The organism is Stenotrophomonas sp. YJH_SMC_40, from assembly GCF_059368615.1.
This window is the reverse complement of the sequence record NZ_JCAFRX010000003.1, coordinates 245,216-270,271: the sequence shown is the minus strand read 5'-3', so window position 1 is coordinate 270,271 and position 25,056 is coordinate 245,216. Positions and strand designations below refer to the sequence as shown.

At 67.8% G+C, this 25,056-nt stretch carries 30 protein-coding genes; 24 read left to right on the top strand and 6 right to left on the bottom strand.

What is annotated here, in order from left to right:
• The first annotated feature begins 165 nt into the window (after positions 1 to 165).
• The 4 genes from AC5P6X_RS07140 to murU all read left to right on the top strand — a co-directional run bounded on the left by AC5P6X_RS07140 (position 166) and on the right by murU (position 3,794).
• Entirely contained in the window at positions 166 to 1,659 is a 1,494-nt protein-coding gene (locus AC5P6X_RS07140) for a M20 family metallopeptidase (protein WP_005408412.1), read from the top strand.
• A gap of 68 nt (positions 1,660 to 1,727) precedes the next feature.
• On the top strand, positions 1,728 to 1,997 hold the full coding sequence (locus AC5P6X_RS07135) for a GlsB/YeaQ/YmgE family stress response membrane protein (RefSeq protein ID WP_005408411.1): 270 nt from the start codon (positions 1,728 to 1,730) through the stop codon (positions 1,995 to 1,997).
• Between the two features lie 64 nt (positions 1,998 to 2,061).
• Positions 2,062 to 3,087, top strand: coding sequence for an aminoglycoside phosphotransferase family protein (locus AC5P6X_RS07130; RefSeq protein ID WP_049448592.1), 1,026 nt, complete (start codon positions 2,062 to 2,064; stop codon positions 3,085 to 3,087).
• Positions 3,084 to 3,794 (top strand): N-acetylmuramate alpha-1-phosphate uridylyltransferase MurU, encoded by a 711-nt coding sequence (gene murU / locus AC5P6X_RS07125; protein ID WP_005412511.1) that lies wholly within the window; start codon positions 3,084 to 3,086, stop codon positions 3,792 to 3,794. Before AC5P6X_RS07130 ends, murU begins: the two co-directional genes overlap by 4 nt.
• Before the next feature lie 487 nt (positions 3,795 to 4,281).
• Here the strand turns inward: murU and hda are convergent, their stop codons facing one another.
• From hda to AC5P6X_RS07110, 3 genes are read right to left on the bottom strand one after another with little or no spacing between them, the layout of a single operon-like run.
• The gene (gene hda / locus AC5P6X_RS07120; protein WP_005408408.1) at positions 4,282 to 4,989 is read right to left on the bottom strand and encodes a DnaA regulatory inactivator Hda; all 708 of its coding nucleotides are present in this window, start codon (positions 4,987 to 4,989) and stop codon (positions 4,282 to 4,284) included.
• Positions 4,989 to 6,158: an AI-2E family transporter gene (locus AC5P6X_RS07115; protein WP_005408407.1), complete on the bottom strand. Its 1,170-nt coding sequence runs from the start codon at positions 6,156 to 6,158 to the stop codon at positions 4,989 to 4,991. The genes hda and AC5P6X_RS07115 overlap by 1 nt, the downstream gene beginning before the upstream one ends.
• Positions 6,155 to 7,294: a DUF2066 domain-containing protein gene (locus tag AC5P6X_RS07110; protein ID WP_495215380.1), complete on the bottom strand. Its 1,140-nt coding sequence runs from the start codon at positions 7,292 to 7,294 to the stop codon at positions 6,155 to 6,157. The genes AC5P6X_RS07115 and AC5P6X_RS07110 overlap by 4 nt, the downstream gene beginning before the upstream one ends.
• Before the next feature lie 99 nt (positions 7,295 to 7,393).
• Here AC5P6X_RS07110 and purM point away from each other — a divergent pair, with 99 nt between their 5' ends.
• The 7 genes from purM to AC5P6X_RS07075 all read left to right on the top strand — a co-directional run bounded on the left by purM (position 7,394) and on the right by AC5P6X_RS07075 (position 12,318).
• Complete coding sequence (gene purM, locus AC5P6X_RS07105) at positions 7,394 to 8,452, top strand: phosphoribosylformylglycinamidine cyclo-ligase (RefSeq protein ID WP_043034199.1); 1,059 nt, start codon at positions 7,394 to 7,396, stop codon at positions 8,450 to 8,452.
• Between the two features lie 23 nt (positions 8,453 to 8,475).
• The gene (locus tag AC5P6X_RS07100) at positions 8,476 to 8,964 is read left to right on the top strand and encodes a hypothetical protein (RefSeq protein ID WP_005408404.1); all 489 of its coding nucleotides are present in this window, start codon (positions 8,476 to 8,478) and stop codon (positions 8,962 to 8,964) included.
• On the top strand, positions 8,961 to 9,383 hold the full coding sequence (locus AC5P6X_RS07095) for a hypothetical protein (protein WP_005412507.1): 423 nt from the start codon (positions 8,961 to 8,963) through the stop codon (positions 9,381 to 9,383). The genes AC5P6X_RS07100 and AC5P6X_RS07095 overlap by 4 nt, the downstream gene beginning before the upstream one ends.
• A gap of 41 nt (positions 9,384 to 9,424) precedes the next feature.
• Positions 9,425 to 10,087 carry a DUF2238 domain-containing protein gene (locus tag AC5P6X_RS07090; protein WP_049397533.1) on the top strand — a complete coding sequence of 221 codons (663 nt, stop codon included), beginning with the start codon at positions 9,425 to 9,427 and terminating at the stop codon, positions 10,085 to 10,087.
• Positions 10,084 to 10,743: a phosphoribosylglycinamide formyltransferase gene (gene purN, locus AC5P6X_RS07085; protein WP_005412505.1), complete on the top strand. Its 660-nt coding sequence runs from the start codon at positions 10,084 to 10,086 to the stop codon at positions 10,741 to 10,743. Before AC5P6X_RS07090 ends, purN begins: the two co-directional genes overlap by 4 nt.
• Positions 10,744 to 10,810: 67 nt before the next feature.
• Entirely contained in the window at positions 10,811 to 11,632 is an 822-nt protein-coding gene (locus AC5P6X_RS07080; protein WP_005412504.1) for a DUF3108 domain-containing protein, read from the top strand.
• A gap of 2 nt (positions 11,633 to 11,634) precedes the next feature.
• Entirely contained in the window at positions 11,635 to 12,318 is a 684-nt protein-coding gene (locus tag AC5P6X_RS07075) for a DUF3108 domain-containing protein (RefSeq protein WP_005408399.1), read from the top strand.
• Positions 12,319 to 12,457: 139 nt separating this feature from the next.
• Here the strand turns inward: AC5P6X_RS07075 and AC5P6X_RS07070 are convergent, their stop codons facing one another.
• The 3 genes from AC5P6X_RS07070 to AC5P6X_RS07060 are packed head-to-tail and all read right to left on the bottom strand — an operon-like array spanning position 12,458 to position 14,295.
• Positions 12,458 to 12,775, bottom strand: coding sequence for a hypothetical protein (locus tag AC5P6X_RS07070; protein ID WP_005408398.1), 318 nt, complete (start codon positions 12,773 to 12,775; stop codon positions 12,458 to 12,460).
• On the bottom strand, positions 12,772 to 14,043 hold the full coding sequence (gene murA, locus AC5P6X_RS07065) for a UDP-N-acetylglucosamine 1-carboxyvinyltransferase (protein WP_005412503.1): 1,272 nt from the start codon (positions 14,041 to 14,043) through the stop codon (positions 12,772 to 12,774). Before murA ends, AC5P6X_RS07070 begins: the two co-directional genes overlap by 4 nt.
• 21 nt (positions 14,044 to 14,064) lie before the next feature.
• Positions 14,065 to 14,295, bottom strand: a complete 231-nt coding sequence (locus AC5P6X_RS07060; protein ID WP_005408396.1) for a BolA family protein — start codon at positions 14,293 to 14,295, stop codon at positions 14,065 to 14,067.
• Between the two features lie 54 nt (positions 14,296 to 14,349).
• On the opposite strand from AC5P6X_RS07060, the gene AC5P6X_RS07055 reads away from it, so the two are divergent.
• From AC5P6X_RS07055 to ptsP, 13 genes are all read left to right on the top strand, one after another.
• On the top strand, positions 14,350 to 15,351 hold the full coding sequence (locus tag AC5P6X_RS07055; protein WP_012479347.1) for a KpsF/GutQ family sugar-phosphate isomerase: 1,002 nt from the start codon (positions 14,350 to 14,352) through the stop codon (positions 15,349 to 15,351).
• 66 nt (positions 15,352 to 15,417) lie between these two features.
• The gene (locus AC5P6X_RS07050; protein ID WP_005408394.1) at positions 15,418 to 15,966 is read left to right on the top strand and encodes a KdsC family phosphatase; all 549 of its coding nucleotides are present in this window, start codon (positions 15,418 to 15,420) and stop codon (positions 15,964 to 15,966) included.
• Positions 15,963 to 16,538, top strand: a complete 576-nt coding sequence (lptC, locus tag AC5P6X_RS07045; RefSeq protein ID WP_012479345.1) for an LPS export ABC transporter periplasmic protein LptC — start codon at positions 15,963 to 15,965, stop codon at positions 16,536 to 16,538. The genes AC5P6X_RS07050 and lptC overlap by 4 nt, the downstream gene beginning before the upstream one ends.
• Positions 16,539 to 16,641: 103 nt before the next feature.
• Positions 16,642 to 17,193: a lipopolysaccharide transport periplasmic protein LptA gene (lptA, locus tag AC5P6X_RS07040; RefSeq protein WP_005408392.1), complete on the top strand. Its 552-nt coding sequence runs from the start codon at positions 16,642 to 16,644 to the stop codon at positions 17,191 to 17,193.
• The gene (lptB, locus tag AC5P6X_RS07035; protein WP_005408391.1) at positions 17,193 to 17,912 is read left to right on the top strand and encodes an LPS export ABC transporter ATP-binding protein; all 720 of its coding nucleotides are present in this window, start codon (positions 17,193 to 17,195) and stop codon (positions 17,910 to 17,912) included. The genes lptA and lptB overlap by 1 nt, the downstream gene beginning before the upstream one ends.
• Positions 17,913 to 17,951: 39 nt before the next feature.
• Complete coding sequence (locus AC5P6X_RS07030) at positions 17,952 to 19,373, top strand: RNA polymerase factor sigma-54 (RefSeq protein ID WP_038645608.1); 1,422 nt, start codon at positions 17,952 to 17,954, stop codon at positions 19,371 to 19,373.
• Between the two features lie 58 nt (positions 19,374 to 19,431).
• Positions 19,432 to 19,749 (top strand): ribosome hibernation-promoting factor, HPF/YfiA family, encoded by a 318-nt coding sequence (gene hpf, locus AC5P6X_RS07025; RefSeq protein WP_004147311.1) that lies wholly within the window; start codon positions 19,432 to 19,434, stop codon positions 19,747 to 19,749.
• Positions 19,750 to 19,770: 21 nt separating this feature from the next.
• On the top strand, positions 19,771 to 20,223 hold the full coding sequence (locus AC5P6X_RS07020) for a PTS sugar transporter subunit IIA (RefSeq protein ID WP_032130191.1): 453 nt from the start codon (positions 19,771 to 19,773) through the stop codon (positions 20,221 to 20,223).
• Entirely contained in the window at positions 20,220 to 21,170 is a 951-nt protein-coding gene (hprK, locus tag AC5P6X_RS07015; protein ID WP_005408388.1) for an HPr(Ser) kinase/phosphatase, read from the top strand. Before AC5P6X_RS07020 ends, hprK begins: the two co-directional genes overlap by 4 nt.
• Positions 21,171 to 21,197: 27 nt before the next feature.
• On the top strand, positions 21,198 to 22,082 hold the full coding sequence (rapZ, locus tag AC5P6X_RS07010; protein WP_033835540.1) for an RNase adapter RapZ: 885 nt from the start codon (positions 21,198 to 21,200) through the stop codon (positions 22,080 to 22,082).
• A gap of 497 nt (positions 22,083 to 22,579) precedes the next feature.
• Positions 22,580 to 22,972: a PTS sugar transporter subunit IIA gene (locus tag AC5P6X_RS07005; protein ID WP_005408386.1), complete on the top strand. Its 393-nt coding sequence runs from the start codon at positions 22,580 to 22,582 to the stop codon at positions 22,970 to 22,972.
• On the top strand, positions 22,965 to 23,234 hold the full coding sequence (locus AC5P6X_RS07000; RefSeq protein WP_005408385.1) for an HPr family phosphocarrier protein: 270 nt from the start codon (positions 22,965 to 22,967) through the stop codon (positions 23,232 to 23,234). Before AC5P6X_RS07005 ends, AC5P6X_RS07000 begins: the two co-directional genes overlap by 8 nt.
• Positions 23,235 to 23,236: 2 nt before the next feature.
• Positions 23,237 to 25,006: a phosphoenolpyruvate--protein phosphotransferase gene (gene ptsP, locus AC5P6X_RS06995; protein ID WP_059033400.1), complete on the top strand. Its 1,770-nt coding sequence runs from the start codon at positions 23,237 to 23,239 to the stop codon at positions 25,004 to 25,006.
• Positions 25,007 to 25,056: the final 50 nt, after the last annotated feature.

Below are 25,056 nucleotides of genomic sequence, written 5' to 3'. Positions count from 1 at the left end.
CCGGCAATCCCGTCGGTAGGAACAGTGTCCGTCACCACATGCACACAGCCTATCGGTTTCCCGGATTTCCGTAAGCCAGCCAAATACCCGACGTGATGTAGGAAAAACCCTACCCGTGGCACAGGCGTAGAATGGCCGGATCAGCCCATGCAACCGGAGTTTCAGATGGACAGCGCCAAGCTCGGCCAATTCGTCAATGACAAGTGGGACAGCGAGATCGTCCCGCAGTTGGTCGACTACATCCGCATTCCCAACAAGTCGCCGATGTTCGACGCCAATTGGGTGCAGAACGGCTACATGGAACAGGCGGTCACGCTGATGGAGAACTGGGCCAGGGCCCAGCAGCTGCCCGGCCTGAAGGTTGAAGTGGTGCGCCTGGAAGGCCGTACCCCGCTGATCTTCCTGGAAATTCCGGCCACCGGCGCCGAGACCGGCGACGACACCATCCTGCTCTACGGCCACCTGGACAAGCAGCCGGAAATGACCGGCTGGGACGACGACCTCGGCCCGTGGACCCCGGTCCTGCGCGGCGACAAGCTGTATGGCCGCGGCGGCGCCGATGACGGCTACGCCATCTTCGGCTCGCTGGCCGCCGTGCTGGCGTTGCAGGCCCAGGGCCTGCCGCACGCCCGCTGCGTGGTGCTGATCGAAGCCTGTGAAGAGTCGGGCAGCTACGACCTGCCAGCCTACGTCGACCACCTCGCCGACCGCATCGGCAAGCCGTCGCTGGTGGTCTGCCTGGATTCGGGCTGCGCCAACTACGACCAGTTGTGGTGCACCACCTCGCTGCGCGGCCTGACCGGCGGCAATTTCACCGTGAAGGTGCTCAACGAAGGCGTGCATTCCGGCGATGCCTCCGGCGTGATCCCGTCCAGCTTCCGCCTGCTGCGCCAGATCCTTTCGCGCATCGAGGATCAGGAGACCGGCCGCATCCTGATCGACGGCATGAACGTCGAGATCCCGGCCGAACGCCTGGAACAGGCCAAGCGTGCCGCCGAAGTGGTGGATACCGAGATCTTCGAGAAGTTCCCGATGGTCGACGGTCTGCGCCCGATGAACGAGGACCTGACCGAGCTGGTGCTCAACCGCACCTGGCGCCCGGCGCTGTCGGTCACCGGCGTCGGCGGCATGCCGCCGCTGGAATCGGCCGGCAACGTGCTGCGCCCGCAGACCTCGGTGAAGCTGTCGCTGCGCCTGCCGCCGACGGCCGATGGCAAGACCTGCGGCGAGCTGCTGAAGGAAGCGCTGCTGCGCGACCCGCCGAACGGCGCGCAGGTCACCCTGGACCTGGAAAAGGCCTCCACCGGCTGGAACGCCCCGGCCATGGCGCCGTGGCTGACCCAGGCCATCGACGACGCCAGCCAGGCCTTCTTCGGCAAGCCGGCGATGTACATGGGCGAAGGCGGCTCGATCCCGTTCATGGGCATGCTGGGCGAGAAGTTCCCGGGCGCGCAGTTCATGATCACCGGTGTGCTCGGCCCGCACTCCAATGCGCACGGCCCGAACGAGTTCCTGCACATCCCGATGGGCAAGAAGGTCACCGCCTGCGTGTCCAAGGTGATCAGCGAGCACTACGCCGCCAGCCTGCGCGGCGAGACCAGCGGTTCGCCGGTGGCTGCCGACAGCGGCACCCGCCACGGCGACCACGGCTGCTGCTGATCCGGCACCCGTGACGGACGCAGCCTGGCCTTGCTAGGCTGCGTCCACCCTTGGCGGAAATCGCGCGCATGAATGGTCTGTTCGGCAGCAGCAGCTGGCTCTACATCATCCTGGTCGGCTTCTTCGTCGGCCTGCTCGGGCGTTTCTTCATGCCCGGCAACAACCGCATGGGCTGCCTGCTGACCATCGTGCTGGGCATCCTTGGCGCCCTGGTGGCCGGCTGGTTCGGCCAGTACATGGGCTGGTACGCCCCCGGTGAGCCGGCCGGTTTCCTCGGTGCGGTAGTGGGTGCGGTGGCCGTGCTGGCCGTGCTGCGCCTGTTCAGCGGCCGTCGCTGACCCCGTCCCTCCTTCCCTTCCTGTTCCCGACGTTGGCGCGCCCGGCGCGCCCGGATATGCCTGCATGACCGAACCCGCCTCCGATCCCCAGCGCAGCGCGCAGCGCCTGCAGTGGGCCCGTACCCAGCTCGATGATGCCAGCGCGGTGGTCGAACGCGCCTCGGTCGATGCCGGCATGCGCAGCTACTGGCGTACCACCAGCACGCGCGGCAGCCACATCGTGATGGATGCCCCGCCGGGGCTGGAAGATCCGAGGCCGTGGCTGCGCATGCGCGGCCTGCTGCACGACAACGGCCTGCGCGTGCCCGCGCTGCTGGCGCAGGATCTGGATGCCGGCTTCCTGCTGCTGGAAGATCTCGGCGGCCCGACCCTGGCCAGGATCCTCGACGAGCGCAATGCCGATGAATGGTTCGGCCGTTCGATCGAACAGCTGCTGCGCCTGCAGGCGATCCCGGTGCCGGCCGACTTCGGCCAGTTTGGCGAGGCGCTGCTGCAGCGCGATGCCGGCCTGTTCGACGAATGGTTCCTGCAGCGCCACCTGAACCTGGAGCTGGACTGCGGCGAGATCGAAGGCCTGCAGCTGGTGCATCGCCGCCTGATGGACAACGCGCTGGGCCAAGCCCAGCTGATGACCCATCGCGACTACATGCCGCGCAACCTGATGCCGGTCGACAATGGCCCCGCAGTGCTGGATTTCCAGGACCTGGTGCGCGGCCCGATCGCCTACGATGCGGTGAGCCTGTTCAAGGACGCCTTCCTGAGCTGGCCACTGCAACGCGTGGACGAATGGCTGGCGCAGTATCACGAGCGCGCCCGCGACGCCGGCCTGCCGGTGCCCGATCGCGCCACCTTCCTGCGCGATGCCGACTGGATGGGCATCCAGCGCCACGTGAAGATCCTGGGCCTGTTCTGCCGGCTGCGTTACCGCGACAACAAGGGCCATTACCTCGACGACGCACCGCGCTTCATCACCTATCTGGATGAAGTGCTGCCGCGCTATCGGGAACTGGCACCGCTGCAGCAGCTGCTGGACGAGCGCATCAAGCCGGCGCTGGCCGAGCTGGGTGCACCGATGCGCGTGGCCCGATGAAGGCGCTGGTCTTTGCCGCCGGCCTCGGCGAGCGCATGCGCCCGCTGACCCTGCACACGCCCAAGCCGCTGCTGGAAGTGGCTGGCAAGCCGTTGATCGTCTGGCACCTGGAACGCCTGGCCGCACTCGGCGTGCGCGAGGTGGTGGTCAACACCGCATGGCTGGCCGAACAGTTCCCGGCGACGCTGGGCGATGGCAGCCAATGGGGCCTGCACCTGCATTTCCTGTACGAAGGAGCGACCCCGCTGGAGACCGGCGGTGGCATCCTCAACGCCCTGCCGGTGCTGGGCGATGCCCCGTTCCTGGTGGTGAACGGCGACATCTGGACCGATTTCGATTTCGCCACGCTGCCGCGCGAGCCGCAGGGCCAGGCGCACCTGGTGCTGGTCGACAATCCGGTTCAGCACGCGGACGGTGACTACCGCCTCGATACGCAGGGGGTGCTGCACCACGATCGCGAAGGACCGTGCCTGACCTATGCCGGCATCGGCGTGTACCGTCCTTCGATCGTGGCCGACTGGCGCACGGTGATCGGCGAGGCGCCGGGCAGCGAGCGGCTGCCGCCGAAGTTCTCGGTGGTGCCGCTGCAGAAGCATTTCATGGCGCAGGGGTTGATGACCGGGCAGCACCATCGCGGGCGCTGGACCGATGTCGGCACCGTGGATCGGCTGCGCGCGCTGGATGCTGAGTTGGCGGCGAACGGCTGAGCCCCTCGTGGCTGGACTCATTGAAAGCAGAAGCCGTGCTTGGCCGGTCGGGGTGGGCTGCGCAGGGGACGCTGCAAGTACGTCCATGTAAGCTCGGTCGCCGCATCCATGCGGCTCACGCCCCTGCGCAGCCCACCCCGACCGGCCTCTGACAGTTTCCGTGCGCGTCCAGCCACGGAAAAGAAAAAAGAAAAGCAAAAGCGGGTCGCTTCGCTGCGCTTGCTCTGGTGACGACCAAGGTCGACACCCACCAACAGCAGTCAGCAGTGCAGTACGCAGTCCCGGCAGATCGCGGGAACCTGTCGAAGGCGGGGTGGATCCGGTTGCGGGGGCGTGAGCCGCATGGATGCGGCGACCGAGCTTACATGGACGTACTTGCAGCGTCCCCCGCAACCGGATCCACCCCGCCATCCCCACGGATAGCCAGCTTTTGACGTTGACGTTGCTTCTGCGGGTGCAGGGCGCAGCCCTGCAAACAAACCCACCCTCAGTAGCGGGGCCGGCCTTCTTCCAGCACCTGGCGCAGGAACGGCACGGTGATCCGCCGCTTCGCCGCCAGCGACTCGCGGTCCAGCCAGTCCAGCAGCGTGATCAACCCACCCAGCTCGCGCCCGGTGTGCGACAGCAGCCACTCGATGGATGCCTCGTCGATCGCCAGGCCGCGTCGCAGCGCGCGTTCGCGCAGCACCGCTGCCCGCCCCTCCTCATCCAGCGGCTGCAGCAGCACGCGCACGCACTGGCCCAGCCGTGAACGCAGGTCCGGCAGCACCAGGCCCAGCGCTTCCGGCGCCTTCTGCGCCGTGTACAGCACGGTCACGCCCGCGGCGCGCGCGCGGTTGTGGAAATCGAACAGCGCGATCTCGTCGTCGCGGTTGCCGGCAACCTCGTCCAGGCCGTCCAGCGCCACCAGCTCGCGCGCTTCCAGCCCATCCAGCGCCGCACGCACGCGGCCGGCCGCACTGGCCAGCGGCACATAGGTCGGCAGGCGCCCTGCCTGCTCGGCGCTGGAACACATCGCCAGCGCCTGGTGGGTCTTGCCCGTGCCCGCCGCACCTTCCAGGTAGACCCAATCGTGGCTGGCACCCACCGCGATCGCGCGCAGCTGCGCCAGCGCACCATCCGGCGCGCCGATGAAGGTCTCCAGGCGCTGGTCCCGCGGGTAATGCAGGGCCAGCGGCAGTTGCGGCACACCCATCACTTCAGGTCGGGGCCTTTTTCGTTCGGAACGATGATATGGGGCGCATCGACCACGCCGTCAAGCACGATTGCCGGCTTCTCGCCCACGTACAGCTCGCTCTGGCGGTAACGCTGGTGCGCGTAGCGCAGCAGCACGTTGGTCACCGCCGCCACCGGCAGCGCCAGCAGCATGCCGAGGAAGCCGAACAGCTGGCCGCCGGCCATCACCGCGAAGATCACCGCCACCGGGTGCAGGCCGATCTTGTCGCCGACGATGCGCGGGGTCAGTACGTAGCTCTCCAGCAGCTGGCCCACGGTGAACACCACGCCGACCAGGATCAGCAGCTTCAGGTCGAAGCCCTGTGCCTGCACCAGCGCGGCGATCACCGCCATCAGCACGCCGGTGGTCGCGCCCAGGTACGGGATGAAACTGATCAGACCGGCAATCAGGCCAATCAGCAGGCCCAGCTTGAGGCCGACCAGCGACAGGCCGCCGGCATAGATCACGCCCAGTGCCAGCATCACCAGGAACTGGCCGCGGATGAACGCACCCAGCACCTCGTTGGACTCACGCGCCAACGCGCTGATGGTGCCAATGTGGTTGCGCGGAATCACCGACGCCACGCGCTCGACCAGCTTGTCCCAATCACGCAGGAAGTAGAACGCCAGGATCGGCAGCAGCAGGATGTTGACCACCCAGGTCACCATCGCGAAGCCGGAGCGCGAGACGTAGCCCATGAACGTGGTGGCGAAGCCGCCGGCCTGCTGCCAGTGGCTGCGCACCCATTCGATCAGGCGGTCCGGGTCCAGCCACTGCATCACTTCCAGGCCGGTCTTCTGCTCGAACCAGGGAATCCCCTTCTCCATCAGCCACGCCTGTGCCTGCGGGGCAACCGCGATCAGGGTGGTGATCTGGCGCTCGATCATCGGTACCAGCACCAGCAGCAGCGCCACGATCACCAGCACCATCGCCGCAAACACCAGCACTACGCCGGTCATGCGCGAGCGGCCGGTGGCCTCGATGCGGTCCACCAGAGGGTCACCCAGCCAGGCCAGCGCCAGCGCCAGCACGAACGGGGTCAGGATCGGCGCCAGCAGCCACACCACCCAGCCGATCAGGCCGGCGAACAGGATGTATTTCAGGCGGCGCAGGAACTGCGCGATTTCCGCTTCCGGGGTCAGAGTCATCGCAGGCGGTACTCGTTGCTGACCGGGGCGGCCACCGGAGTACCGGTGGTGTCGTCGATCGGAGCGGGCAGGGCCGGCAGCGGAGCGCTCGGCGCCAGCACGCCGTTGTCGCCCAGCATGCGGTTGAAGCCGGCCAGGCCGGTGGTCATCTCCAGGTTCAGCTCCAGCTGGCCAGCCGAGGCATGCAGGGGGGTGACATTGCGCACCACCGGCACCTCGCGCAGGCCAGCGGCCAGACGCAGGTAGTCGTCGGCGCTGTTGATGCCGGTGACCACCACACGGTAGGTCCCGGCCTGACCGACGGCGGCGCCGGCCTTGGCATAGCGTTTGACCAGCGCGTCGGCGGCGCCGTCGGCACCGGCCGCCATCGCGCGCATGGCGTTGGCGTCCTTGCTGGTCCACTTGTTCAGTTCACGGCCGTTGTCGACGAACACCCAGGCCGCCTGCCAGCCGCCATTGGCGCGGTACAACTTGCCGATCAGCTGCATCGGCGGCGAGTAGCGCGAGGAGGCACGGGCCACGGCGGCACTGTCCTGGCGCCAGATCGCACCCGCCAGCGCCTGTTCGGCGGCGCCACCACTGGGCAGGCCCAGCTTGTAGCCGCGCTCGATGGCGCGGTTCAGCAACGGCCGGGCGGCGTTGGCCTGCTGCACGCTGACCAGGCGCGGGCCACTGCCATCGTCGACGGCCAGCCACAGCACCGGCTTCGGTCGCGGCTGCGGCCACAGCGGCAGGCCCAGCGCCGACACCAGCGAGTCGACATCATCCTCGCGGAAGCGGGCCACCAGCAGGGTACGGAAGCTGGGGGCGCCACTGGCGCCCACGCTCTGGTCCTGCTTGTAGTCGTAGCTGGCCACGTAGTCCTTGGCGTTGCGCAGCGCCTGCACCACGCCGGGGCGGGACATCACGCTGCGGTCGCCGGACAGCTTGCCCAGTACCACGCTCAGGGCGCGGGCCAGGGCGCCGTTGCGATCGGCCTCGGCTTGGCTGTTGACGGGCACTTCGGCCTCGTACGCGCCACTGGCGGTGGCGACATCACCCTCGGTGCGAAGGCCGCTCTGGGCCATCGTGGCCACCGGCAGGCTCAGCGCAAGGAGCAGGGTCAGAATCAGGCTGCGGCGCATCAGGACATCCATTGGCTCGACGTATCCGGGGGAATTGTTGCCCGAATACGGCCTTTGCGCCAATGCGGCCTGTTAAAATCGCCCGTTCAACCCCTGCCAGCGCCGACGCCCGTGACCAACACCCCGTCTTCCGCCCCCTCCCCCCTCACCTACCGTGACGCGGGGGTCGACATCGACGCCGGCAATGCGCTGGTCGAGCGGATCAAGCCCCTGGTCAAGCGCAGCTTCCGCCCGGAAGTGATGGGCGGCCTGGGTGGCTTCGGTGCCCTGTTCGACCTGTCCAACAAGTACCGCGAGCCGGTGCTGGTGTCGGGTACCGACGGCGTGGGCACCAAGCTGAAGCTGGCCCACCAGCTGAACCGCCACGATACGATCGGCATCGACCTGGTCGCCATGTGCGTGAACGACGTGCTGGTGCAGGGCGCCGAACCGCTGTTCTTCCTGGACTACTTCGCCACCGGCAAGCTGGACATCGACACCGCCGCAGCGGTCGTGGGCGGCATCGCCAACGGCTGCACCGAGGCCGGCTGTGCGCTGATCGGCGGCGAAACCGCTGAAATGCCCGACATGTACGCCCCCGGCGAATACGACCTGGCCGGCTTCACGGTCGCCGCAGTGGAGAAGAGCGAGCTGAAGGACGGCGCCAGCGTGGCCGCCGGCGACGTGCTGATCGGCATCGCCTCCTCCGGCCCGCACTCCAACGGCTACTCGCTGGTGCGCCGCATCTACGACCGCGCCGGTCGCCCGGCCGATCTGGAACTGGAAGGCGGCGTGAAGCTGGTCGATGCGCTGATGGCACCGACCCGCCTCTATGTGAAGCCGATCCTGTCGCTGCTGAAGTCGCACGGCGAGGCCATCCATGGCATGGCCCACATCACCGGCGGCGGCCTGACCGAGAACATCATCCGCGTAGTGCCCGACGGCCTCGGCCTGGACATCCAGGCGTCGTCATGGGCCCTGCCGCCGGTGTTCCAGTGGCTGCAGAAGGAAGGCGCGGTGGCCGACAGCGAGATGTGGCGCACCTTCAACTGCGGCATCGGCTTCGTGCTGATCGTCGCAGCGGACCAGGTGGCTGCCGTTTCCGATGCAGTCAAGGCGCAGGGCCTGGAGCACTGGACCATCGGCCAGGTGGTCACCGCCGAAGGCGCCGAACGCGTCCACATCGGCTGACGCCGGCAACCCAGGAGCCCCGCATGGACGCAACGCCCCCTTTGTCGCCCGCCCCCGTGCCGCCGCCGCTGGCGACGGTACCGCCGTTCAGCGCGCAGGATGCCGACCACCTGCGCATGCTGGCCATCGCACACTACGTGGTCGGTGGCCTGATCGTGCTGTTCTCGCTGATCTTCATCCTGCACATCGTGATCGGCATCGCCGCGTTGACCGGCAGCCTGCCGATGAAGTCCGGCGGCGAGCCCTCCTCGCTGGAGGAACAGCGCCTGATGGGCTGGGTGTTCACCGTTCTCGGCTGCGTCGTCGTGTTCGGTGGCATCACGCTGGGCGCGTTCGTGGCCTATGCCGGCCGCTGCCTGTCCCGCCGCCGTCGCCATCTGCTGTGCCTGATCGCGGCTGGCCTGGCCTGCCTGTTCACGCCGGTCGGCACGGTGCTGGGGGTGTTCAGCCTGATCACTCTGCTGCGCCCGCAGGTCAAGGCCGCCTTCGACCTTCCCGCCGCGACCGCATGACCGCCTCCGGCAATCCACCGCCGCTGCCGCATCAGACCCTGGCACAGCTGCAGCTGACCAGCCATCTGCAGACACTGAGAGTGCTGTTCTACGCCCTGGCCGGTTTCCACTGGGTCGCCGCAGTGGCGTTCCTCGGCCTCAGCGGCTGGGTGGCCCAGTCGCGCGGGTTGGAGGATGCCTGGATGCTGACCACGGTCTATGCGTCCATCGCCGTGCTGGCCGCCGTGCTGGGGTTCGTGCAGCTGCACACCGCGCGCCAGCTGTCACATCGCACCGGGCTGGCCTGGTGCCAGCGCGCGGCGTGGCTGGGCGTGCTGGCTGGACCACTGGGCATGGCGTTGGCCGCCTATGCCTGGGTGTTCCTGTCCAAGCCGGAAATGGCTGCGCTGTTCGACCGCGGTGATCACCTCAGTGCCTGAACCTGCCGGCAGACGCCCCGTCCTCATCTGATCGATTTCCCATGTCCGCGCCTGCCCTCCCGACGTCTGATTCGCCCACCACCCGCCGCTTCCCGGTCCCGAAGAAGTGGGCTTTCGCTGCCGTACTGGCGGTCTTCGCGATCAGCTGGATCCACCCGCTGTGGCCCATCGAGCAGGCCCTGCACAGCACGCTGACCGTGGTCGGTCTGGCCGCCCTGCTGTGGGTCGACCGCCGCGGCGGCTGGCTGGGCAATGGCGCCTTCATCGCCATCTGCGGCTTCATCGCCCTGCACTGCGTGGCGGCGCGCTGGCTGTATTCCAACGTGCCCTACGACGCCTGGGCGCAGATGCTGACCGGCTGGTCGCCGAATGCGGCCTTCGGCTGGCAGCGCAACCATTTCGACCGCCTCATCCACTTCCTCTTCGGCGTCTGCTTCACCCCCGCACTGCTGCAGCTGGCCCGTCATGCGTGGCCGGCGCTGCGCCTGGGCCAGGCCTTCACCCTGGCGGTGATGACGGTGATGTGTGCCAGCCTGGTCTACGAATGGTTCGAATGGGCCATCGCGCTGGCGCTGTCGCCGGATGCCGCCGAAGCCTACAACGGCCAGCAGGGTGACATGTGGGATGCGCATGCCGACATGCTGATGGCGACCGTCGGCAGCCTGCTGACCTGGCCTCTGATCCGCCGGAGTTCCCTGCAATGACCGCCCCAACCCGCATCGCTGTGCTCGCCTCGGGCCGCGGCAGCAACCTGCAGGCCATCCTCGACGCGATCGGCAGCGGCCGCCTGCCGGCCGAGGTGGTCGGCGTGTTCTCCGACCGCCCCGCCGCAGAGGCCCTGCTGCGTGTCGATGCCGGCCTGCGCTGGGCGCATGCACCGAAGGAATTCAGCGACCGCGCCAGCTACGAGCAGGCGCTCGGCGATGCGCTTGCCGCGGTACAGCCGGACTGGATCGTCTGTGCCGGCTACATGCGCATCCTTGGTCCGGCCTTCGTGCAGCGTTTCGATGGCCGCCTGGTCAACATCCACCCGTCGCTGCTGCCGCTGCACAAGGGCCTGGACACCCACGCGCGGGCGCTGCAGGCCGGTGACGCCGAGCATGGCGCCAGCGTGCACCTGGTGGTCCCCGAACTGGATGCCGGCGCGGTGCTGGCGCAGGCCCGCGTGCCGGTGCGGCCCGGCGATGACGCGCAGGCGCTGGCCGCACGCGTGCTTGCGGTGGAGCATCCGCTGCTGATCGCCACACTGCAGCTGCTGTGCGAGGGCCGCCTGGCTGAACGGGAGGGTCAGCCCTGGCTGGACGGTCACCCCCTGTTTAGCCCCTTGGCCCTAGATTCCGCCGGAAACCTGAACCGGTAACGCTCTTGCACACGCCCCGCTGACTGCGGGGCTGGCATCCTGCCCCCTCCTGCGGTTCCTGTCCTCCATGAAGACCACGACGCTGCTGTCCACTTCACTGCTGTTGTCGCTTGCCGTGCTTCCCGCTGTGGGCTGGGGCCAGGCGCAGCCGCCTGCGGCTTCACCGCCGCCCACACCCGCTGCGCTGCCACCGAACGAGCCCAGTGTGCCGCTGTTGCCGGCACTGGCCTGGGAGCCGCCGCCGCTGCAGCCGTTCACCGCCACCTACCAGGCCTTCTACAAGGGCAAGGAAGCGGGTGATGCCAGCATGCAGGTCACCCACACCGGCGGCAGCCAGTGGCGCGTGGACATGCAGGTGGTCGGCCGCCGCGGCTTTGCCAGCGTGCTCGGTCTGAACATCGAGCAGAGCACGGTGTTCGAGGAGCGCAGTGGCGTCTACGCACCGCTCAGCCAGAGCACGGTGCGCAAGGGCCTGTTCCTGGGCAAGAAGGCCGTGGGCACTTACAACTGGCAGGCCGGCACCGCGCAATGGACCGGCGACGTCAAGAAGGAGCGCGCGCAGCCGATCCCGCTGCGGGCCGGCGACCAGAGCGCGCTGCTGATCAACCTGGCGATCATGCGCGATGCGCGTCCGGGCGCCACCATGCATTACCGCTACGTGGACATGGGCAAGGTCCGCGAACACGACTACCAGGCCGCGCCGCAGACCGAGAACGTCGAGGTCGGCGACCTGTCCTACAACGCGCTGCGGGTCTACCGGACCAACGGTGGCAGAAACGAAACCATTCTCTGGATCGCCAACGGTGTCCCCACCCCGGTGCGCATCCTGCAACGCGAAGACGGCGAAGACCGCGTCGACCTGCGCCTGATCGAATACCAAGGAGTCTGAGCATGAATACCCTGACCCGCCCCCTCACCTGGATCGCAGCCGCTGCCCTGACCGTGGCCAGTCTGCCGGCCATGGCGCTGGAACCGTTCAAGGCGGATTACCTGGCCAGCTACATGGGCATGCAGGCCAACGGCACCATGACCCTGGCCAGCGAAGGCAGCAACAAATGGCGCTACAGCCTGCAGGTGAAGAACCAGCTGGCCGACCTCAGCCAGAGCACGGTGTTCGAGGAAGTGCGTGGCCAGCTGCGCCCGCTCAGCAGCCAGGACCGTTCGGCACTGCTGGTGAAGAAGCGCAACGTGCAGGCCAACTACAACTGGACCAGCAACCAGGCCACCTGGACCGGCGACATCAAGCCGGACCGTGCGGGCCCCATCGCGCTGAAAGCAGGCGACATGGACGCGCTGCTGATCAACCTGGCGATCGCCCGTGACCTGGCCGCCGGCAAGCCGCTGACCTATCGCATGGTGGACGAAGGCCGGATCAAGAACATGACCTACCGCGTGATCGGCAAGGAATCGATCACCGTGGCCGGCAAGAGTTACGAGGCGACCAAGGTCTCGCGCGCCGATGGCAACAAGGAGCTGATCGCCTGGATCGTGCCGGACTTCCCGGTGCCGGCGCGCATGCTGCAGCGTGAGAGCGGCCGCGATGCGCTGGACCTGACCATCAAGGCGATGAACTGAGTGCCGGGGTCGGATCCCATCCCCTCGGGGATGGGCTCTGACCCCGGTTGTGTGGCTGGGGTCGGAGCCCTTTCCGATGGAAAGGGACCCGACCCCGGGCCCCGCGAAAAGAAAACGCCCGCTTTCGCGGGCGTTTTTCTTACTTCTTTTCCTCGGCCGCCGCCGGCTTGAACTCGGTGCGGCAGTCCACGCGGATCTGCTCGCCGGTGCTGCGCCAGACAAAGGTGCGGCAATGACGGTTGCCGTCCTGGCTGTCGTTCACCGCGACCGCATAGAACGACTCGATGATCTCGTCACGCGTGACCGTGCCGTCGCCGTTCCAGTCCATGTCCTTCTGCTCGATGCCCTGGGTGATGGCGATGTTGGCGTACCAGGCATAGCCCAGCCACGCCAGCACGATCAGCACCAGGGCCAGCAGCGCCTTGCGACGCGGGCTGAACTTGCCGCGCAGGATCATGGCACGCGCCGGATGGTGGCGCCGAGCGAAGACAGCTTCTCTTCGATGTTCTCGTAGCCACGATCAAGGTGGTAGATGCGGTCGATGGTGGTATCGCCGCTGGCCATCAGGCCGGCCAGGATCAGCGAGGCCGACGCACGCAGGTCGGTCGCCATCACCGGTGCGCCGCTCAGGTGCTCGCTGCCACGCACGATGGCGGTGTGGCCTTCGACCTGGATGTCCGCGCCCAGGCGCAGCAGTTCGTTGACGTGCATGAAACGGTTCTCGAAGATCGTTTCGTTGATCACGCCCACGCCATCGGCCACGCAGTTGAGCGCCATGAACTGCGCCTGCATGTCGGTCGGGAATGCCGGGTACGGCGCGGTGGTCAGGTTGACCGCCTTCGGCCGCCTGCCCTGCATGTCCAGGGTGATGCTGTCGTCGGTGGTCTCGATCTTCGCACCGGCCTCGACCAGCTTGGACAGCACCGCGTCCATGGTGTTCGGGCGCGCACGGTTGACCGTGACCTTGCCACCGGTCATCGCCGCGGCCACCAGGAAGGTGCCGGTCTCGATGCGGTCGGGCAGCACTTCGTGGCGGCCACCGGACAGGCGCTCGACGCCCTCGATCACCAGGCGGGCGGTGCCCAGGCCTTCGATCTTCGCGCCCAGCGCGATCAGGCAGTGCGCCAGGTCGGTCACTTCCGGTTCCATCGCGCAGTTGTCGAGGACGGTGGTCCCTTCAGCCAGCACCGCGCCCATCAGCACGTTCTCGGTGCCGGTGACGCTGACCATGTCGAAGGTGAAGTGGCCCCCCTTCAGGCGCTTGGCGCTGGCCTTGATGAAGCCGTTCTCGACCACGATCTCGGCGCCCAGCGCCTGCAGGCCCTTGATGTGCTGGTCGACCGGTCGCGAGCCGATCGCGCAGCCGCCCGGCAGCGACACTTCGGCGGCGCCGAAGCGGGCCAGCAGCGGACCCAGCACCAGGATCGAGGCGCGCATGGTCTTGACCAGCTCATACGGTGCGACGTGCTGGTTGACCGGACGCGGGTCGACCACGATCGCGCTGCCGCGCGACAGCGTGCCCTGGTCGATGGTGACCTTGGCGCCCAGCTCGCCGAGCAGCTTCACCGTGGTGACCACGTCGTGCAGGTGCGGCACGTTGGTGATCTCCACCGGCGCATCGGCCAGCAGGGTCGCGCAGAGAATGGGGAGGACGGCGTTCTTGGCGCCGGAGATGCTCACTTCACCGTGCAGCGCAGCGCCGCCGGTCACAACGATCTTGGCCATGTATTCGGGATCTTCTGCGGTTCAGCCGGCTTCGGCCGGGGTCACGGTTTTCAGCGCCAGCGCGTGGATCGCGCCGCCCATCAGGTCGCCCAGGGTGGCGTACACCATGCGGTGGCGGGCCAGCGGCATCTTGCCGGCGAAGGCCTCGCAGACCACGGTCGCTTCGAAATGCACGCCATCGTCGCCCTGCACGTCGGCGCGGGCGCCGGGCAGGCCGGTTTCGATCAGATTGCGGATGGTGTCGGCGTCCAACGGGCTTTCCTAATAAAATGTGGGTCCATTCTACTTCCGCTGCGTGGCGTCCGCATGGCCGAATCCCTGTTGCCCCCCCGTTCCGTCGACCCTGCCGGCCTGGTTGCCAGTGGCCGCCGCGTGTTCGAGATCGAGCGGCAGGCCCTGGATGCCGTGGCCGACCGCCTCGGCGAGGCCTTCCAGCAGGCCTGCCAGGCGATTCTGGCCAGCCGCGGGCGGGTGGTCGCCACCGGCATGGGCAAGTCCGGGCATATCGCGCGCAAGATCGCCGCCACCCTGGCCTCTACCGGTACGCCGGCGTTCTACGTGCACCCCGGTGAAGCCGGCCACGGCGACCTGGGCATGATCACCGAGGACGACGTCGTGCTGGCCCTGTCCTACTCGGGCGAATCGGACGAGGTGCTGATGCTGCTGCCGGTGCTCAAGCGCCAGGGCAACCTGCTGATCTCCATGACCGGCCGCCCGCAGTCCAGCCTGGCCGCCGCCGCCGACATCCATCTGGATGTGAGCGTGCCGGCCGAGGCCTGCCCGCTGGCGCTGGCACCCACTTCCAGCACCACCGCCTCGCTGGCGATGGGCGATGCACTGGCCGTGGCCCTGCTCGATGCACGTGGCTTCACCGCCGATGACTTCGCCCGCTCGCACCCGGCCGGCAGCCTCGGCCGTCGCCTGCTGCTGCACATCACCGACGTCATGCACACCGGCGACGACCTGCCCAGCGTGGGCGCCGACGCCAGCCTCAGCGAGGCGCTGGTGGAAATGAGCCGCAAGCGGCTGGGCATGACCGCCGTGGTTGACGCCGACGGCGTGCTGATCGGGCTGTTCACCGACGGCGACCTGCGCCGTGCGCTGGACAGTGCGCTGGACGTGCGCACGGCGAAGATCGCCGACGTGATGACCCGCAACCCGCGCACCATCGGCGCCGACCAGCTGGCGGTCGAGGCCGCCCGCCTGATGGAGACCCACAAAATCACCGGCCTGATCGTGGTTGATGGCCAGGGCCGCGCGGTTGGCGCGCTGAACATTCATGACCTGTTGCGGGCCCGGGTGGTTTAACCGACAGTCCGTAGACCCCATTCAGTCTGTAACGCCGCACCCGCCCATAACGAGCCTGCCGCCCTGATGCCCTGGTCCCCCCTGCCCGCCTTCCCCGCCCACCTGCATGCCGCTGCGGCCCAGATCCGCCTGGCCTGCTTCGACGTGGACGGCACCCTCACCGACGGTCGGCTGTACTACGACAAGGACGGCAACGAGAGCAAGGCGTACTTCGTGCAGGATGGCCTGGGCCTGAAACTGCTGCAGCAGCACGGTATCCACCCCGTGCTGATCACCGCGCGCAACAGCCAGTCCGCGCTCAAGCGCGGCGCCGACCTCGGCATCGACACCCAGATCGCCGTGGGCGACAAGCTGGCCAGCGTGCAGGCGCTGTGTGCGCAGCACGGGATCGGCCTGGAACAGGTGGCGTTCATGGGCGATGACCTGCCCGATCTGGCGCCGCTGGGTGCGGTCGGCCTTGCGGTGGCCCCGGCCAATGCCCATCCGTGGATCGCCGAACGCGTGCATTGGCAGACCCGCGCCGAGGGTGGCCGTGGCGCCGCGCGCGAGCTGTGCGACATCCTGCTGGCCGCCCAGGGCCGCGCGGATGCGGTGCTGGCGAGGTTTGGCGCATGAACCTGCCCACCTTGAACTGGCGCACCGTGCTCGGCATCAGCCTGCTGCTGGCCGCCCTGCTGAGCAGCTGGGCGGCGCTGCGCAACCGCGACAAGGGTCCAGCCACGGGGGGCCAGGAAATCGGCGTGGATTACATCCTGCATGACTTCCAGATCGTTGCCCTGGATGAGCACGGCAAGGAATCGACCACCCTTCGCGCACCGCGGCTGGAGCGCCAGCGCGGCGACCAGACCATCAACATCGCCACCCCGCTGTTCGAGATGCCGGACAAGGATGGCAAGCACTGGACGCTGCGTGCCGAGACCGGCTGGCTCAGCGCCAAGGGCGACGAGATGAAGCTGCGCGGCAAGGTTGCCGGCGACAGCCCGGCGGGCCCGGGTGTGGTGCCGACCACCTTCCGCACCGACCACCTGGACGTGTTCCCGAAGGAGAACCGCGCCCGTACCGACGCCCTGGTGACCATGACCCGCCCGGGCATGGAACAGTCCGGCGTCGGCTTCGAAGTGGATTCGAAGAACAACACGTATCATTTCCTCAGCCAGTCCAAGGGCCGTTACACGCCCAGACGCTGATTCCGCCGCCAGCCCGCGACGTCTCCGGACAGGCGCAGGGCCGGCAGCCCCACCCTCCGCCCCCGGCCCGCCCGGCAGGCCCCCACCGGTAGAACGGACCCCGATGAAGATTCCCTTTGCCGCCGTACTCGCGCTCGGTCTTCTTGTCCCCAGCGCCGCCTTCGCCAAGTCCACCGACCGCAACGAAGACATGCACATCGATTCCGGCGCCCAGTCCGGCATGCTCACCGGCGACGGCAAGACCGTGCTGTCGCAGGGCGTGATCATCACCCAGGGCACGCTGGACCTGCGTTCGTCCGAGGCCGAGATCTACCTCAAGGACGGCGAGGCCGTGCGCGTGGTGTTCACCGGCAAGCAGGCCAAGATGAAGCAGCAGCTTGATGACGGCACCTGGATGGATGCGCTGGCTGATCGCATCGACTACGACATCAAGACCGAGATCATCACCCTGACCGGCAACTACAAGGTCACCAGCGCGCGCGGCACCAATGCCGGCCAGCGCATGGTCTACAACACCCGCACCGGCGAGATGAACTCCGGTGGTGACGGCAGCCGCGTGCGTACCGTCATCCCGCCGAAGAACAAGACCCCGGCCGCGCCTGCGGCACAGCCCAAGGCCACCACGCCGGCACAGCCGGCCGGGAGCAGGAAGTAATGCTCGTCGCCAAGGGCCTGCGCAAAAAGTACAAGCAGCGCGAAGTGGTCAAGGACTTCGGGCTGACCCTCGATGCGGGTGAAGTGGTCGGCCTGCTCGGCCCCAACGGTGCCGGCAAGACCACCTGTTTCTACATGATCGTCGGTCTGGTGGCCGCCGATGCCGGCAGCATCGTGCTCGACGGCAAGGACATCACCGGCGACCCGATGTACACCCGCGCCAAGCAGGGGGTGGGCTACCTGCCGCAGGAACCGTCGGTGTTCCGCAAGCTTACCGTGGCCGACAACATCCGCCTGGTGCTGGAACTGCGCGAGGACCTGGACTCGGCCGGCCGCGAGCGCGAATTGAACGGCCTGCTAGACGAACTGCAGCTGGGCCATGTCGCCGACCAGCTCGGCGCCAGCCTGTCCGGTGGCGAACGCCGCCGCTGCGAGATCGCCCGCGCACTGGCCGCACAACCGCGCCTGATCCTGCTCGACGAACCGTTTGCCGGTGTCGACCCGATTTCGGTCGGCGAGATCCAGCGCATCGTCACCCACCTCAAGCAGCGTGGCATCGGCGTGCTGATCACCGACCACAACGTGCGCGAGACCTTGGGTATCTGCGACCGCGCGTATATCCTCGCCGAGGGCAGCGTGCTGGCCCAGGGTTCGCCGGAGGCGATCCTGGACAACGCCGATGTACGTCGCGTCTACCTCGGGGATTCCTTCAAGCTGTGAAGCAGTCGCCGGGTCCCTTTCCTTCCTTTCGGCACAGGCATGAAGACTCGGCTGCAGACATCGTTGGGACAGCAACTGGTGCTCACGCCCCAGTTGCAGCAGGCGATCAAGCTGCTGCAGATGTCGGCCACCGAGCTGGAGCTGGAGATCGCGCAGGCAGTGGAAAGCAACCCACTGCTGGACTGGGCCGACAGCAACGACAGCAGCGCCGCCAATGAAGGCAGCGATGGCAACGACAACGAAGCGCCTGCAGAGCGCAGCGATGAGGGCGACGACTGGGCGCCGACCGAACTGGACTGGACCACGACCGGCAGCGGTGGCAGCTTCGATGATGACGACGACAACGGCAGCGCTGCCGAGCGCGTAGCCGAAACCGAAACACTGGCCGACCATCTGCTGTGGCAGCTGCATCTGTCGCATCTGTCCTCGCGTGATCGCAGCATCGGTGCCGCACTGATCGATGCACTGGACGACGACGGTTACCTGCGCGAGCCGCTGGCCACCATCGCTGAAACCCTGTTGCCGGCGATCCACGCCGACGAGGACGAGATCCTCGCCGTGCTGCATCGCATCCAGCGCTTCGATCCGGTGGGTGTGGCTGCACGCACGCTGGGCGAATGCCTGCTGCTGCAGCTGGATGTGCTGGCCGGCGACACGCCCGGTCTGCTCCTGGCGCGACAGATTGCCGCAGGACCCCTGGAACGTTTGCCGCGCAGCGGCGTCACCGGGCTCGCCCATGAGTTGAAGCTGCCGCTGGACGAGGTCGAGACTGCCGTGGCGCTGCTGCGTTCGCTGGACCCGCGCCCGGGCACGCAGATCGCGCCGCTGTCGCAGGACACCTATGTGGTGCCGGATGTGGTGGTGTGGCGGCAGAACGGCGTATGGCGCGCAGCGCTGGCCGCGCATGCCGGGCCGAAGGTGGTGATCCACCGCGGCTACGAACAGCTGATCCGACGTTGTGGCGACGCCGATGCCGGCTACCTGCGTGCCCAGCTGCAGGAAGCGCGCTGGCTGCTGAAAGGGCTGCAGCAGCGTGGTGACACCCTGCTGCGCGTCGTGCGCAGCCTGATCCTGCAGCAGGCCGGCTTCCTCGAATTCGGCGAGCAGGCGCTGCGTCCACTGACCCTGCGCGAGATCGCCGCCGAGCTCGGCCTGCACGAATCCACGGTCTCGCGCGCGATCGCCCGCAAGCACGTGCGTACCCCGCGAGGCACCCTGCCGCTGCGCGCGTTCTTCGCCTCGGGCATCGATACCGAGAGCGGTGGCGAGGCGTCCAGCACCGCCATCCAGGCGATGATCCGGCGCCTGATCGACGACGAGAACCCGCGCAAGCCGCTTTCTGACGCCAAGCTGGCTGACCTGCTCAAATCGTCGGGAATTCCAGTAGCGCGACGCACCGTGGCGAAGTATCGTGAAGCCATGAACATTTCCGCCTCGCACGAAAGGGTCAGAATCGCTTGACGCGCCGCCGCGCCCGGCGGAGAGGTTCATTGGCACATCCGAACACAGGAGAAACCCGATGCGCATCGAAACGTTTGGCAAAGATGTCGAAGTCACCCCGGCCCTGCAGTCCTATGTTGAGGAGAAGCTGGCCCGGATCGGAAAGCACTTCGACCAGCACTGCGAAGCGCGGGTGACCCTCAAGCTGCAGAAGACCGAACACCACGTCGACGCCAGCCTCAACATTCCCGGCCAGACCCTGCACGCCGAGGCCAATGCCCAGACCATGTATGCCGCGATCGACCTGCTTGCGGACAAGCTTGACCGTCTGGTGATCAAGCACAAGGAGAAAAAACAGCAGCACGCACCGCTGCCGGTGGGCGACAATGGTGGCTGATCGCCACCGTTCCCCGCAGACATGCCCCTGACTGACCTCCTGGCGGCCGTGCAGACCCAGCTCTGCACGGCCACCGACCGTGACAGCGTCCTGCAGGCCGCCGCCGGGTTGCTGGCCTGCCGCCAGGCCAACGCCGAACAGATCTATCTGAACCTGTGCCAGCGCGAAGCGCTGGGCAGCACCGCCATCGGCCACGGCATCGCCATTCCCCACGGCCGCGCGCCAACCCTGGACCGCCCCCGCGGCGCCCTGCTGCGGTTGGCCACCCCGGTCGATTTTGGTGGCGACGAGCCGGTGGACCTGGTGTTCGCCATGGCCGTCCCCGCCCACTACACCCACCAGCACCTGATGCTGCTGTCCGAGCTGGCCGAGCTGTTCTCGGCGCCGGACATCCGCCAGGCCCTGCGCGAAGCGGGCGATGCCCGGGCGCTGCGCGAGGCGCTGGACATGACCCCACCTGCGAGCGCCGCATGAATACCAGCATCACCGCCCGTGAACTGTTCGAACAGCAGCGCGAGCGGCTGGGGCTGCGCTGGGCTGCCGGCAAGTCCGGCGAGAAGCGCGAGCTGGAGGCCGGCAACACGGTCTCGCGGCGCCCCTCGCTGGCCGGCTACCTCAATGCGATCTACCCCAACAAGGTGCAGATCCTGGGTACCGAGGAACTGTCCTGGCTGGATGCGCTGGAACCGCGCCAGCGTTGGGAGACCATCGAAAAGATCATGCAGTCGCACCCGCTGGCGCTGGTGCTGACCCGCAACCAGGCCTGCCCGGAAGACCTGCGCGCCGCCGCGGATGAATCCGGCACGCCGCTGTGGCTGTCGCCCAAGCGCGGCCACGAACTGCTCAACCACCTGTCCTACCACCTGGCGCGTACGCTGGCGCCGCGGGTGATCCTGCATGGCGTGTTCATGGAGATCTACTCCATCGGCGTGCTGATCACCGGTGAGGCCGGGTCGGGCAAGAGCGAGCTGGCGCTGGAGCTGCTCAGCCGCGGCCATCGCCTGGTGGCCGACGATGCCCCCGAATTCACCCAGATCGCACCCGATGTACTCGATGGCACCTGCCCGGAGCTGCTGCAGGACCTGCTGGAAGTGCGCGGCCTGGGCGTGTTGAACGTGCGCGAGATGTTCGGCGACACGGCTGTAAAGAAGAACAAGTACCTTCGGCTGATCGTCCACCTGACCAAGCCGATGACCGAACCCACCCCGCATGGCTACGAGCGCCTGACCGGCGATTCGGGCACCCGCCATGTGCTGGACCTGGACGTACCGCTGATCACCCTGCCGGTGATGCCCGGCCGCAACCTGGCCGTGCTGACCGAGGCGGCCACCCGCCTGCACATCCTGCGCACCAAGGGCATCGACCCGGCAGCCATGTTCATCGCCCGCCACAGCAACCTGCTGGAACGGCGAACACCCTGATTTCCCTGCCCTTCGAAGAGCCTGTCCATGAGCACCGTCACCCCCTCCGCCCCGACCCTGATCATCGTCAGCGGCCTGTCCGGCTCGGGTAAATCCGTCGCCCTGAAGACCTTCGAGGACCAGGACTACTACTGCTCGGACAACCTGCCGATCAATCTGCTGCCCGACTTCGTGCGCAGCCTGCTGACCAACCACGACGGCAGCGCACCACGGCGTCTGGCCGTAGGCATCGACGTTCGCGGCCAGGCCGACCTGAGCCAGCTGGGCGACTGGCGGCAGCTGGCGGCCGACGCCGGCGTGGACGTGAAGGTGCTGTTCTTCGAAGCCAGCGACGAGACGCTGCTCAAGCGCTACGCCGACACCCGCCGCCGCCATCCGCTGAGCCAGCTGGGCCTGTCGCTGCCCGAAGCCATCGCCCGCGAACGTGAGTTGACCGCACCGCTGCGCCGCGAGGCCGATGCGGTGATCGACACCAGCAGCCTCAACGTGCATCAGCTGCGGCGGCGGATCATCACCGAGTTCACGATGGACCATGCCACCGGCCTGTCGCTGCTGTTCGAATCGTTCGCCTACAAGCGCGGCGTGCCGGCCGAGGCGGACTTCGTGTTCGATGCGCGGGTGCTGCCCAATCCGCACTGGGACCCGGACCTGCGCGCGCTCAGCGGTCGCGAACCGGGTGTACGCGACTACCTGGAAGCGCAGCCGGACGTGCAGCGCTACCTGGCCCAGCTGATGGACTTCCTCGATACCTGGCTGCCGAAGCTGGGTGATGGCACCCGCAGCTATGTGACAGTGGCGTTCGGCTGCACCGGCGGCAAGCACCGGTCGGTGTTCCTGGCCGAGCGCCTGGCCCGGCATGCCCGCGAGATGGGCTGGGAAGACGTGGCGACGTACCACCGCGAACAGGATTGAGGGGGGTCGGCCGGGCTGCGCCCGGCACCCGCCGGTAGTGCCGGCCGCTGGCCGGCAACAGCAACAGCAACAGCAGAAGCGGCATTCCGTGGGATGGCGGGGCGGTGTGGGTCTGCAGGACACGCCGTGAACCCCGCTCCGCGGTCCGGCCCAGCCGCTGGCGGCTGGGCGTTCGGGCGCTTGCGAAGCAGTGCTTCGCAAGCAAAGCGCCCTCACCCCTGGGGGCTCGATGGCGCCATCCATGGCGCCAACGGTCCTGCCTGCCCCACCGCCCCGCCTCTGACAGATTTCTGCTGCTGTTGGTGGGTGTCGACCCTGGTCGACACGATGGATCCACGCCATGCGTGGATGAATCGCTGTCAGGCATCGAAAAACGGATGGGGTCGGATCTCTTTCTCAACGGGAAAGGCCTCCCCTGGGAGCAACGCTGAATACGGGACACAGTGCCCCTCTCCTGCTGCTATCGCCAATTCACCTTGACCTGTTAACGTGCAGTAATGACCTGTGGCATTCTCCTCGTAACACATCCCGGGGTCGGGACCGCCCTGCTTGACGTGGCGACCCGGCTCCTGCGGCAGTTGCCGCTGAAAACCGAAGCTTTCGAAGTACCGTTCGACGCAGACCTGGACGCCCTGCTCCCGCTCGCCTCGGCCGCCCTGCGGCGGGTTGACGGGGGTGATGGTGTGCTGATCCTGACCGACCTGTACGGCGCCAGCCCTGCCAACCTTGCCGGGCAGCTGGCCCGGCTGGGGACCCCGGTTCGCCGGGTGTCGGCGCTGAGCCTGCCGATGTTGCTGCGGGTGATGAATTATCCGGAACAGGGACTGGATCAACTGCCCGCCACAGCCGCGGCGGGTACCCGTAATGGAGCGATAGTCGACGATGCTTGAACGAGAACTCACCGTGAGCAACCGCCTGGGCCTGCATGCCCGGGCCACCGCCAAGCTGGTGCAGACCCTGGCGCCGTTCCGCTGCAACGTGACCATGGCCGCCAAAGGCCGTGAGATCAACGCCAAGAGCATCATGGGCGTGATGCTGCTGGCCGCCGGCCAGGGCACCCCGGTCACCGTGCGGATCAACGGCGAGGACGAAGCCGCCGCGATGGAGGCGGTGGTCGGCCTGTTCGAACGCCGTTTCGACGAGGACAGCTGAGCGTGCCACGCGCACGCGCCGGCCAACCCCCTTCCGGCCAGCGGCCGGTACTGCTGCTGGCCGGGCATGGTGCCGCCCGCGGCACGGCAATGGGCCGCGCCCGCGTGCGCCTGCCGCATGCACTGGAAGTGGCCGAGCAGCGCGTTGCCGCCCACCAGGTCGAGGCCGAGCTGGCGTGCCTGCATCGCGCGGTGGACGCCGCGCGGTCGGAGATGCACGAGCTGCGCCAGCGCCTGCATGGAGCGCTGAACCAGGAAGTGGGTGAGTTCCTCGACCTGCATGCGCTGCTGCTGGACGATCCCGAGCTGCTGTATGGGCTGGACGAACTGATCCGCAGCGGACCGTACAGCGCCGGCTATGCGTTGCGCCTGCAGCGCGACCGCCTGGCCAAGGTCTTCGACGGCATGGACGATGCTTACCTGAAGAGCCGCATGGACGACCTCGACCATGTGATCGGCCGCATCCATGCCTTCCTGCAGCCCGAACGCCCGCCAGCGGTGAAAGGCCTGGCCGGCGAGATCCTGGTCTGCGACAACATCGCGCCCTCCGAACTGGCACAGCTGCAGGCGCAAGGCGTGGTCGGCATCGTCACCGCCGCCGGCAGCGCGCTCTCGCACAGCGCGATCCTTGCGCGCAGCCTGCACCTGCCCTTGATCGTCAACGTGCCGCAGCTGCTCAGCCGCATCGCCGATGGCGACGTGCTGATCATCGACGGCGCCGACGGCAGCATCACCGCCAATCCACAGGCCGACAATCTGCGCGACTACCGCGCGCGACTGAAGGAACACGCGCGCGAACAGCGCGAGCTCGGCCGCCTGCGCAGCAAGCCCAGCCGCACCCGCGACCAGGTCGACATTGCCCTGCTGGCCAATGCCGAGTCGCTGGAGGACGTGACCCAGGCGCATGCGCTGGGCGCCCACGGCCTTGGCCTGTACCGCACCGAATTCCTGTTCCTGCAGCGCAACGAGCTGCCGGATGAAGAAGAACAGTTCCAGACCTACCGCGATGCGGCACTGGGCATGAGCGGGCGACCGGTGACCATCCGCACCCTCGATCTGGGCGCGGACAAGGCCGACCGCACCGGCCTGACCCTGAGCAACGAAGAAAACCCGGCGCTCGGCCTTCGCGGCGTACGCCTGTCGCTGGCACGGCCGAAGGTAGCCGACACCCAGCTGCGCGCGATCCTGCGCGCCTCGGCCTACGGCAAGCTGCGGGTGCTGGTGCCGATGGTCAGCACCCGGGAGGAACTGCTGGCAGTGCGCCGCCGCATGCTCAAGCTGACCGAACAGCTGCGCGGCGAAGGCCACATGGTGTCCGACCACGTGCCACTGGGCGCGATGATCGAAGTCCCTGCTGCGGCGCTGGCGCTGGAAAGCTTCATCGACCTGGTCGATTTCCTGTCGATCGGCACCAACGACCTGGTGCAGTACCTGCTGGCGGCCGACCGCAACAATGAAGCACTGGGCGAGCTGTATTCGCCGTTGCACCCGGCGGTGCTGCGGCTGCTGCAGATGGTGATCGAGACCGGCGCGCGCCACCGCATCCCGGTGGCGGTCTGTGGCGAGATGGCCGGCGATGCGCGGATGACCCCACTGCTGCTGGCACTGGGCCTGACCGAGTTCAGCCTGCACCCGGGCACGCTGCTGGAAGTACGCCGCGCGGTCCGCGAGGCCGACCTGGCCATGCTGCGCGCGCGCGCACCGAAGCTGCTGGCCGCGCGCGACCGCCGCGCGATCGAACGCTGGCTGGCACTGGTGGCGGATACGCCCTGAGCGCCAAGGGTGGTGCCGGCCGCTGGCCGGCAGCCTCCCCATCGAAGACC

Bases quoted from the DNA above. Each gene is read 5' to 3' on its own strand.
- AC5P6X_RS07140 (WP_005408412.1), top strand. From the start codon at position 166: ATGGACAGCGCCAAGCTCGGCCAATTCGTCAATGACAAGTGGGACAGC.
- AC5P6X_RS07135 (WP_005408411.1), top strand. From the start codon at position 1,728: ATGAATGGTCTGTTCGGCAGCAGCAGCTGGCTCTACATCATCCTGGTC.
- AC5P6X_RS07130 (WP_049448592.1), top strand. From the start codon at position 2,062: ATGACCGAACCCGCCTCCGATCCCCAGCGCAGCGCGCAGCGCCTGCAG.
- murU (WP_005412511.1), top strand. From the start codon at position 3,084: ATGAAGGCGCTGGTCTTTGCCGCCGGCCTCGGCGAGCGCATGCGCCCG.
- hda (WP_005408408.1), bottom strand. From the start codon at position 4,989: ATGGGTGTGCCGCAACTGCCGCTGGCCCTGCATTACCCGCGGGACCAG.
- AC5P6X_RS07115 (WP_005408407.1), bottom strand. From the start codon at position 6,158: ATGACTCTGACCCCGGAAGCGGAAATCGCGCAGTTCCTGCGCCGCCTG.
- AC5P6X_RS07110 (WP_495215380.1), bottom strand. From the start codon at position 7,294: ATGGATGTCCTGATGCGCCGCAGCCTGATTCTGACCCTGCTCCTTGCG.
- AC5P6X_RS07100 (WP_005408404.1), top strand. From the start codon at position 8,476: ATGGACGCAACGCCCCCTTTGTCGCCCGCCCCCGTGCCGCCGCCGCTG.
- AC5P6X_RS07095 (WP_005412507.1), top strand. From the start codon at position 8,961: ATGACCGCCTCCGGCAATCCACCGCCGCTGCCGCATCAGACCCTGGCA.
- AC5P6X_RS07090 (WP_049397533.1), top strand. From the start codon at position 9,425: ATGTCCGCGCCTGCCCTCCCGACGTCTGATTCGCCCACCACCCGCCGC.
- purN (WP_005412505.1), top strand. From the start codon at position 10,084: ATGACCGCCCCAACCCGCATCGCTGTGCTCGCCTCGGGCCGCGGCAGC.
- AC5P6X_RS07080 (WP_005412504.1), top strand. From the start codon at position 10,811: ATGAAGACCACGACGCTGCTGTCCACTTCACTGCTGTTGTCGCTTGCC.
- AC5P6X_RS07075 (WP_005408399.1), top strand. From the start codon at position 11,635: ATGAATACCCTGACCCGCCCCCTCACCTGGATCGCAGCCGCTGCCCTG.
- AC5P6X_RS07070 (WP_005408398.1), bottom strand. From the start codon at position 12,775: ATGATCCTGCGCGGCAAGTTCAGCCCGCGTCGCAAGGCGCTGCTGGCC.
- murA (WP_005412503.1), bottom strand. From the start codon at position 14,043: ATGGCCAAGATCGTTGTGACCGGCGGCGCTGCGCTGCACGGTGAAGTG.
- AC5P6X_RS07055 (WP_012479347.1), top strand. From the start codon at position 14,350: ATGGCCGAATCCCTGTTGCCCCCCCGTTCCGTCGACCCTGCCGGCCTG.
- AC5P6X_RS07050 (WP_005408394.1), top strand. From the start codon at position 15,418: ATGCCCTGGTCCCCCCTGCCCGCCTTCCCCGCCCACCTGCATGCCGCT.
- lptC (WP_012479345.1), top strand. From the start codon at position 15,963: ATGAACCTGCCCACCTTGAACTGGCGCACCGTGCTCGGCATCAGCCTG.
- lptA (WP_005408392.1), top strand. From the start codon at position 16,642: ATGAAGATTCCCTTTGCCGCCGTACTCGCGCTCGGTCTTCTTGTCCCC.
- lptB (WP_005408391.1), top strand. From the start codon at position 17,193: ATGCTCGTCGCCAAGGGCCTGCGCAAAAAGTACAAGCAGCGCGAAGTG.
- AC5P6X_RS07030 (WP_038645608.1), top strand. From the start codon at position 17,952: ATGAAGACTCGGCTGCAGACATCGTTGGGACAGCAACTGGTGCTCACG.
- hpf (WP_004147311.1), top strand. From the start codon at position 19,432: ATGCGCATCGAAACGTTTGGCAAAGATGTCGAAGTCACCCCGGCCCTG.
- AC5P6X_RS07020 (WP_032130191.1), top strand. From the start codon at position 19,771: ATGCCCCTGACTGACCTCCTGGCGGCCGTGCAGACCCAGCTCTGCACG.
- hprK (WP_005408388.1), top strand. From the start codon at position 20,220: ATGAATACCAGCATCACCGCCCGTGAACTGTTCGAACAGCAGCGCGAG.
- rapZ (WP_033835540.1), top strand. From the start codon at position 21,198: ATGAGCACCGTCACCCCCTCCGCCCCGACCCTGATCATCGTCAGCGGC.
- AC5P6X_RS07005 (WP_005408386.1), top strand. From the start codon at position 22,580: ATGACCTGTGGCATTCTCCTCGTAACACATCCCGGGGTCGGGACCGCC.
- AC5P6X_RS07000 (WP_005408385.1), top strand. From the start codon at position 22,965: ATGCTTGAACGAGAACTCACCGTGAGCAACCGCCTGGGCCTGCATGCC.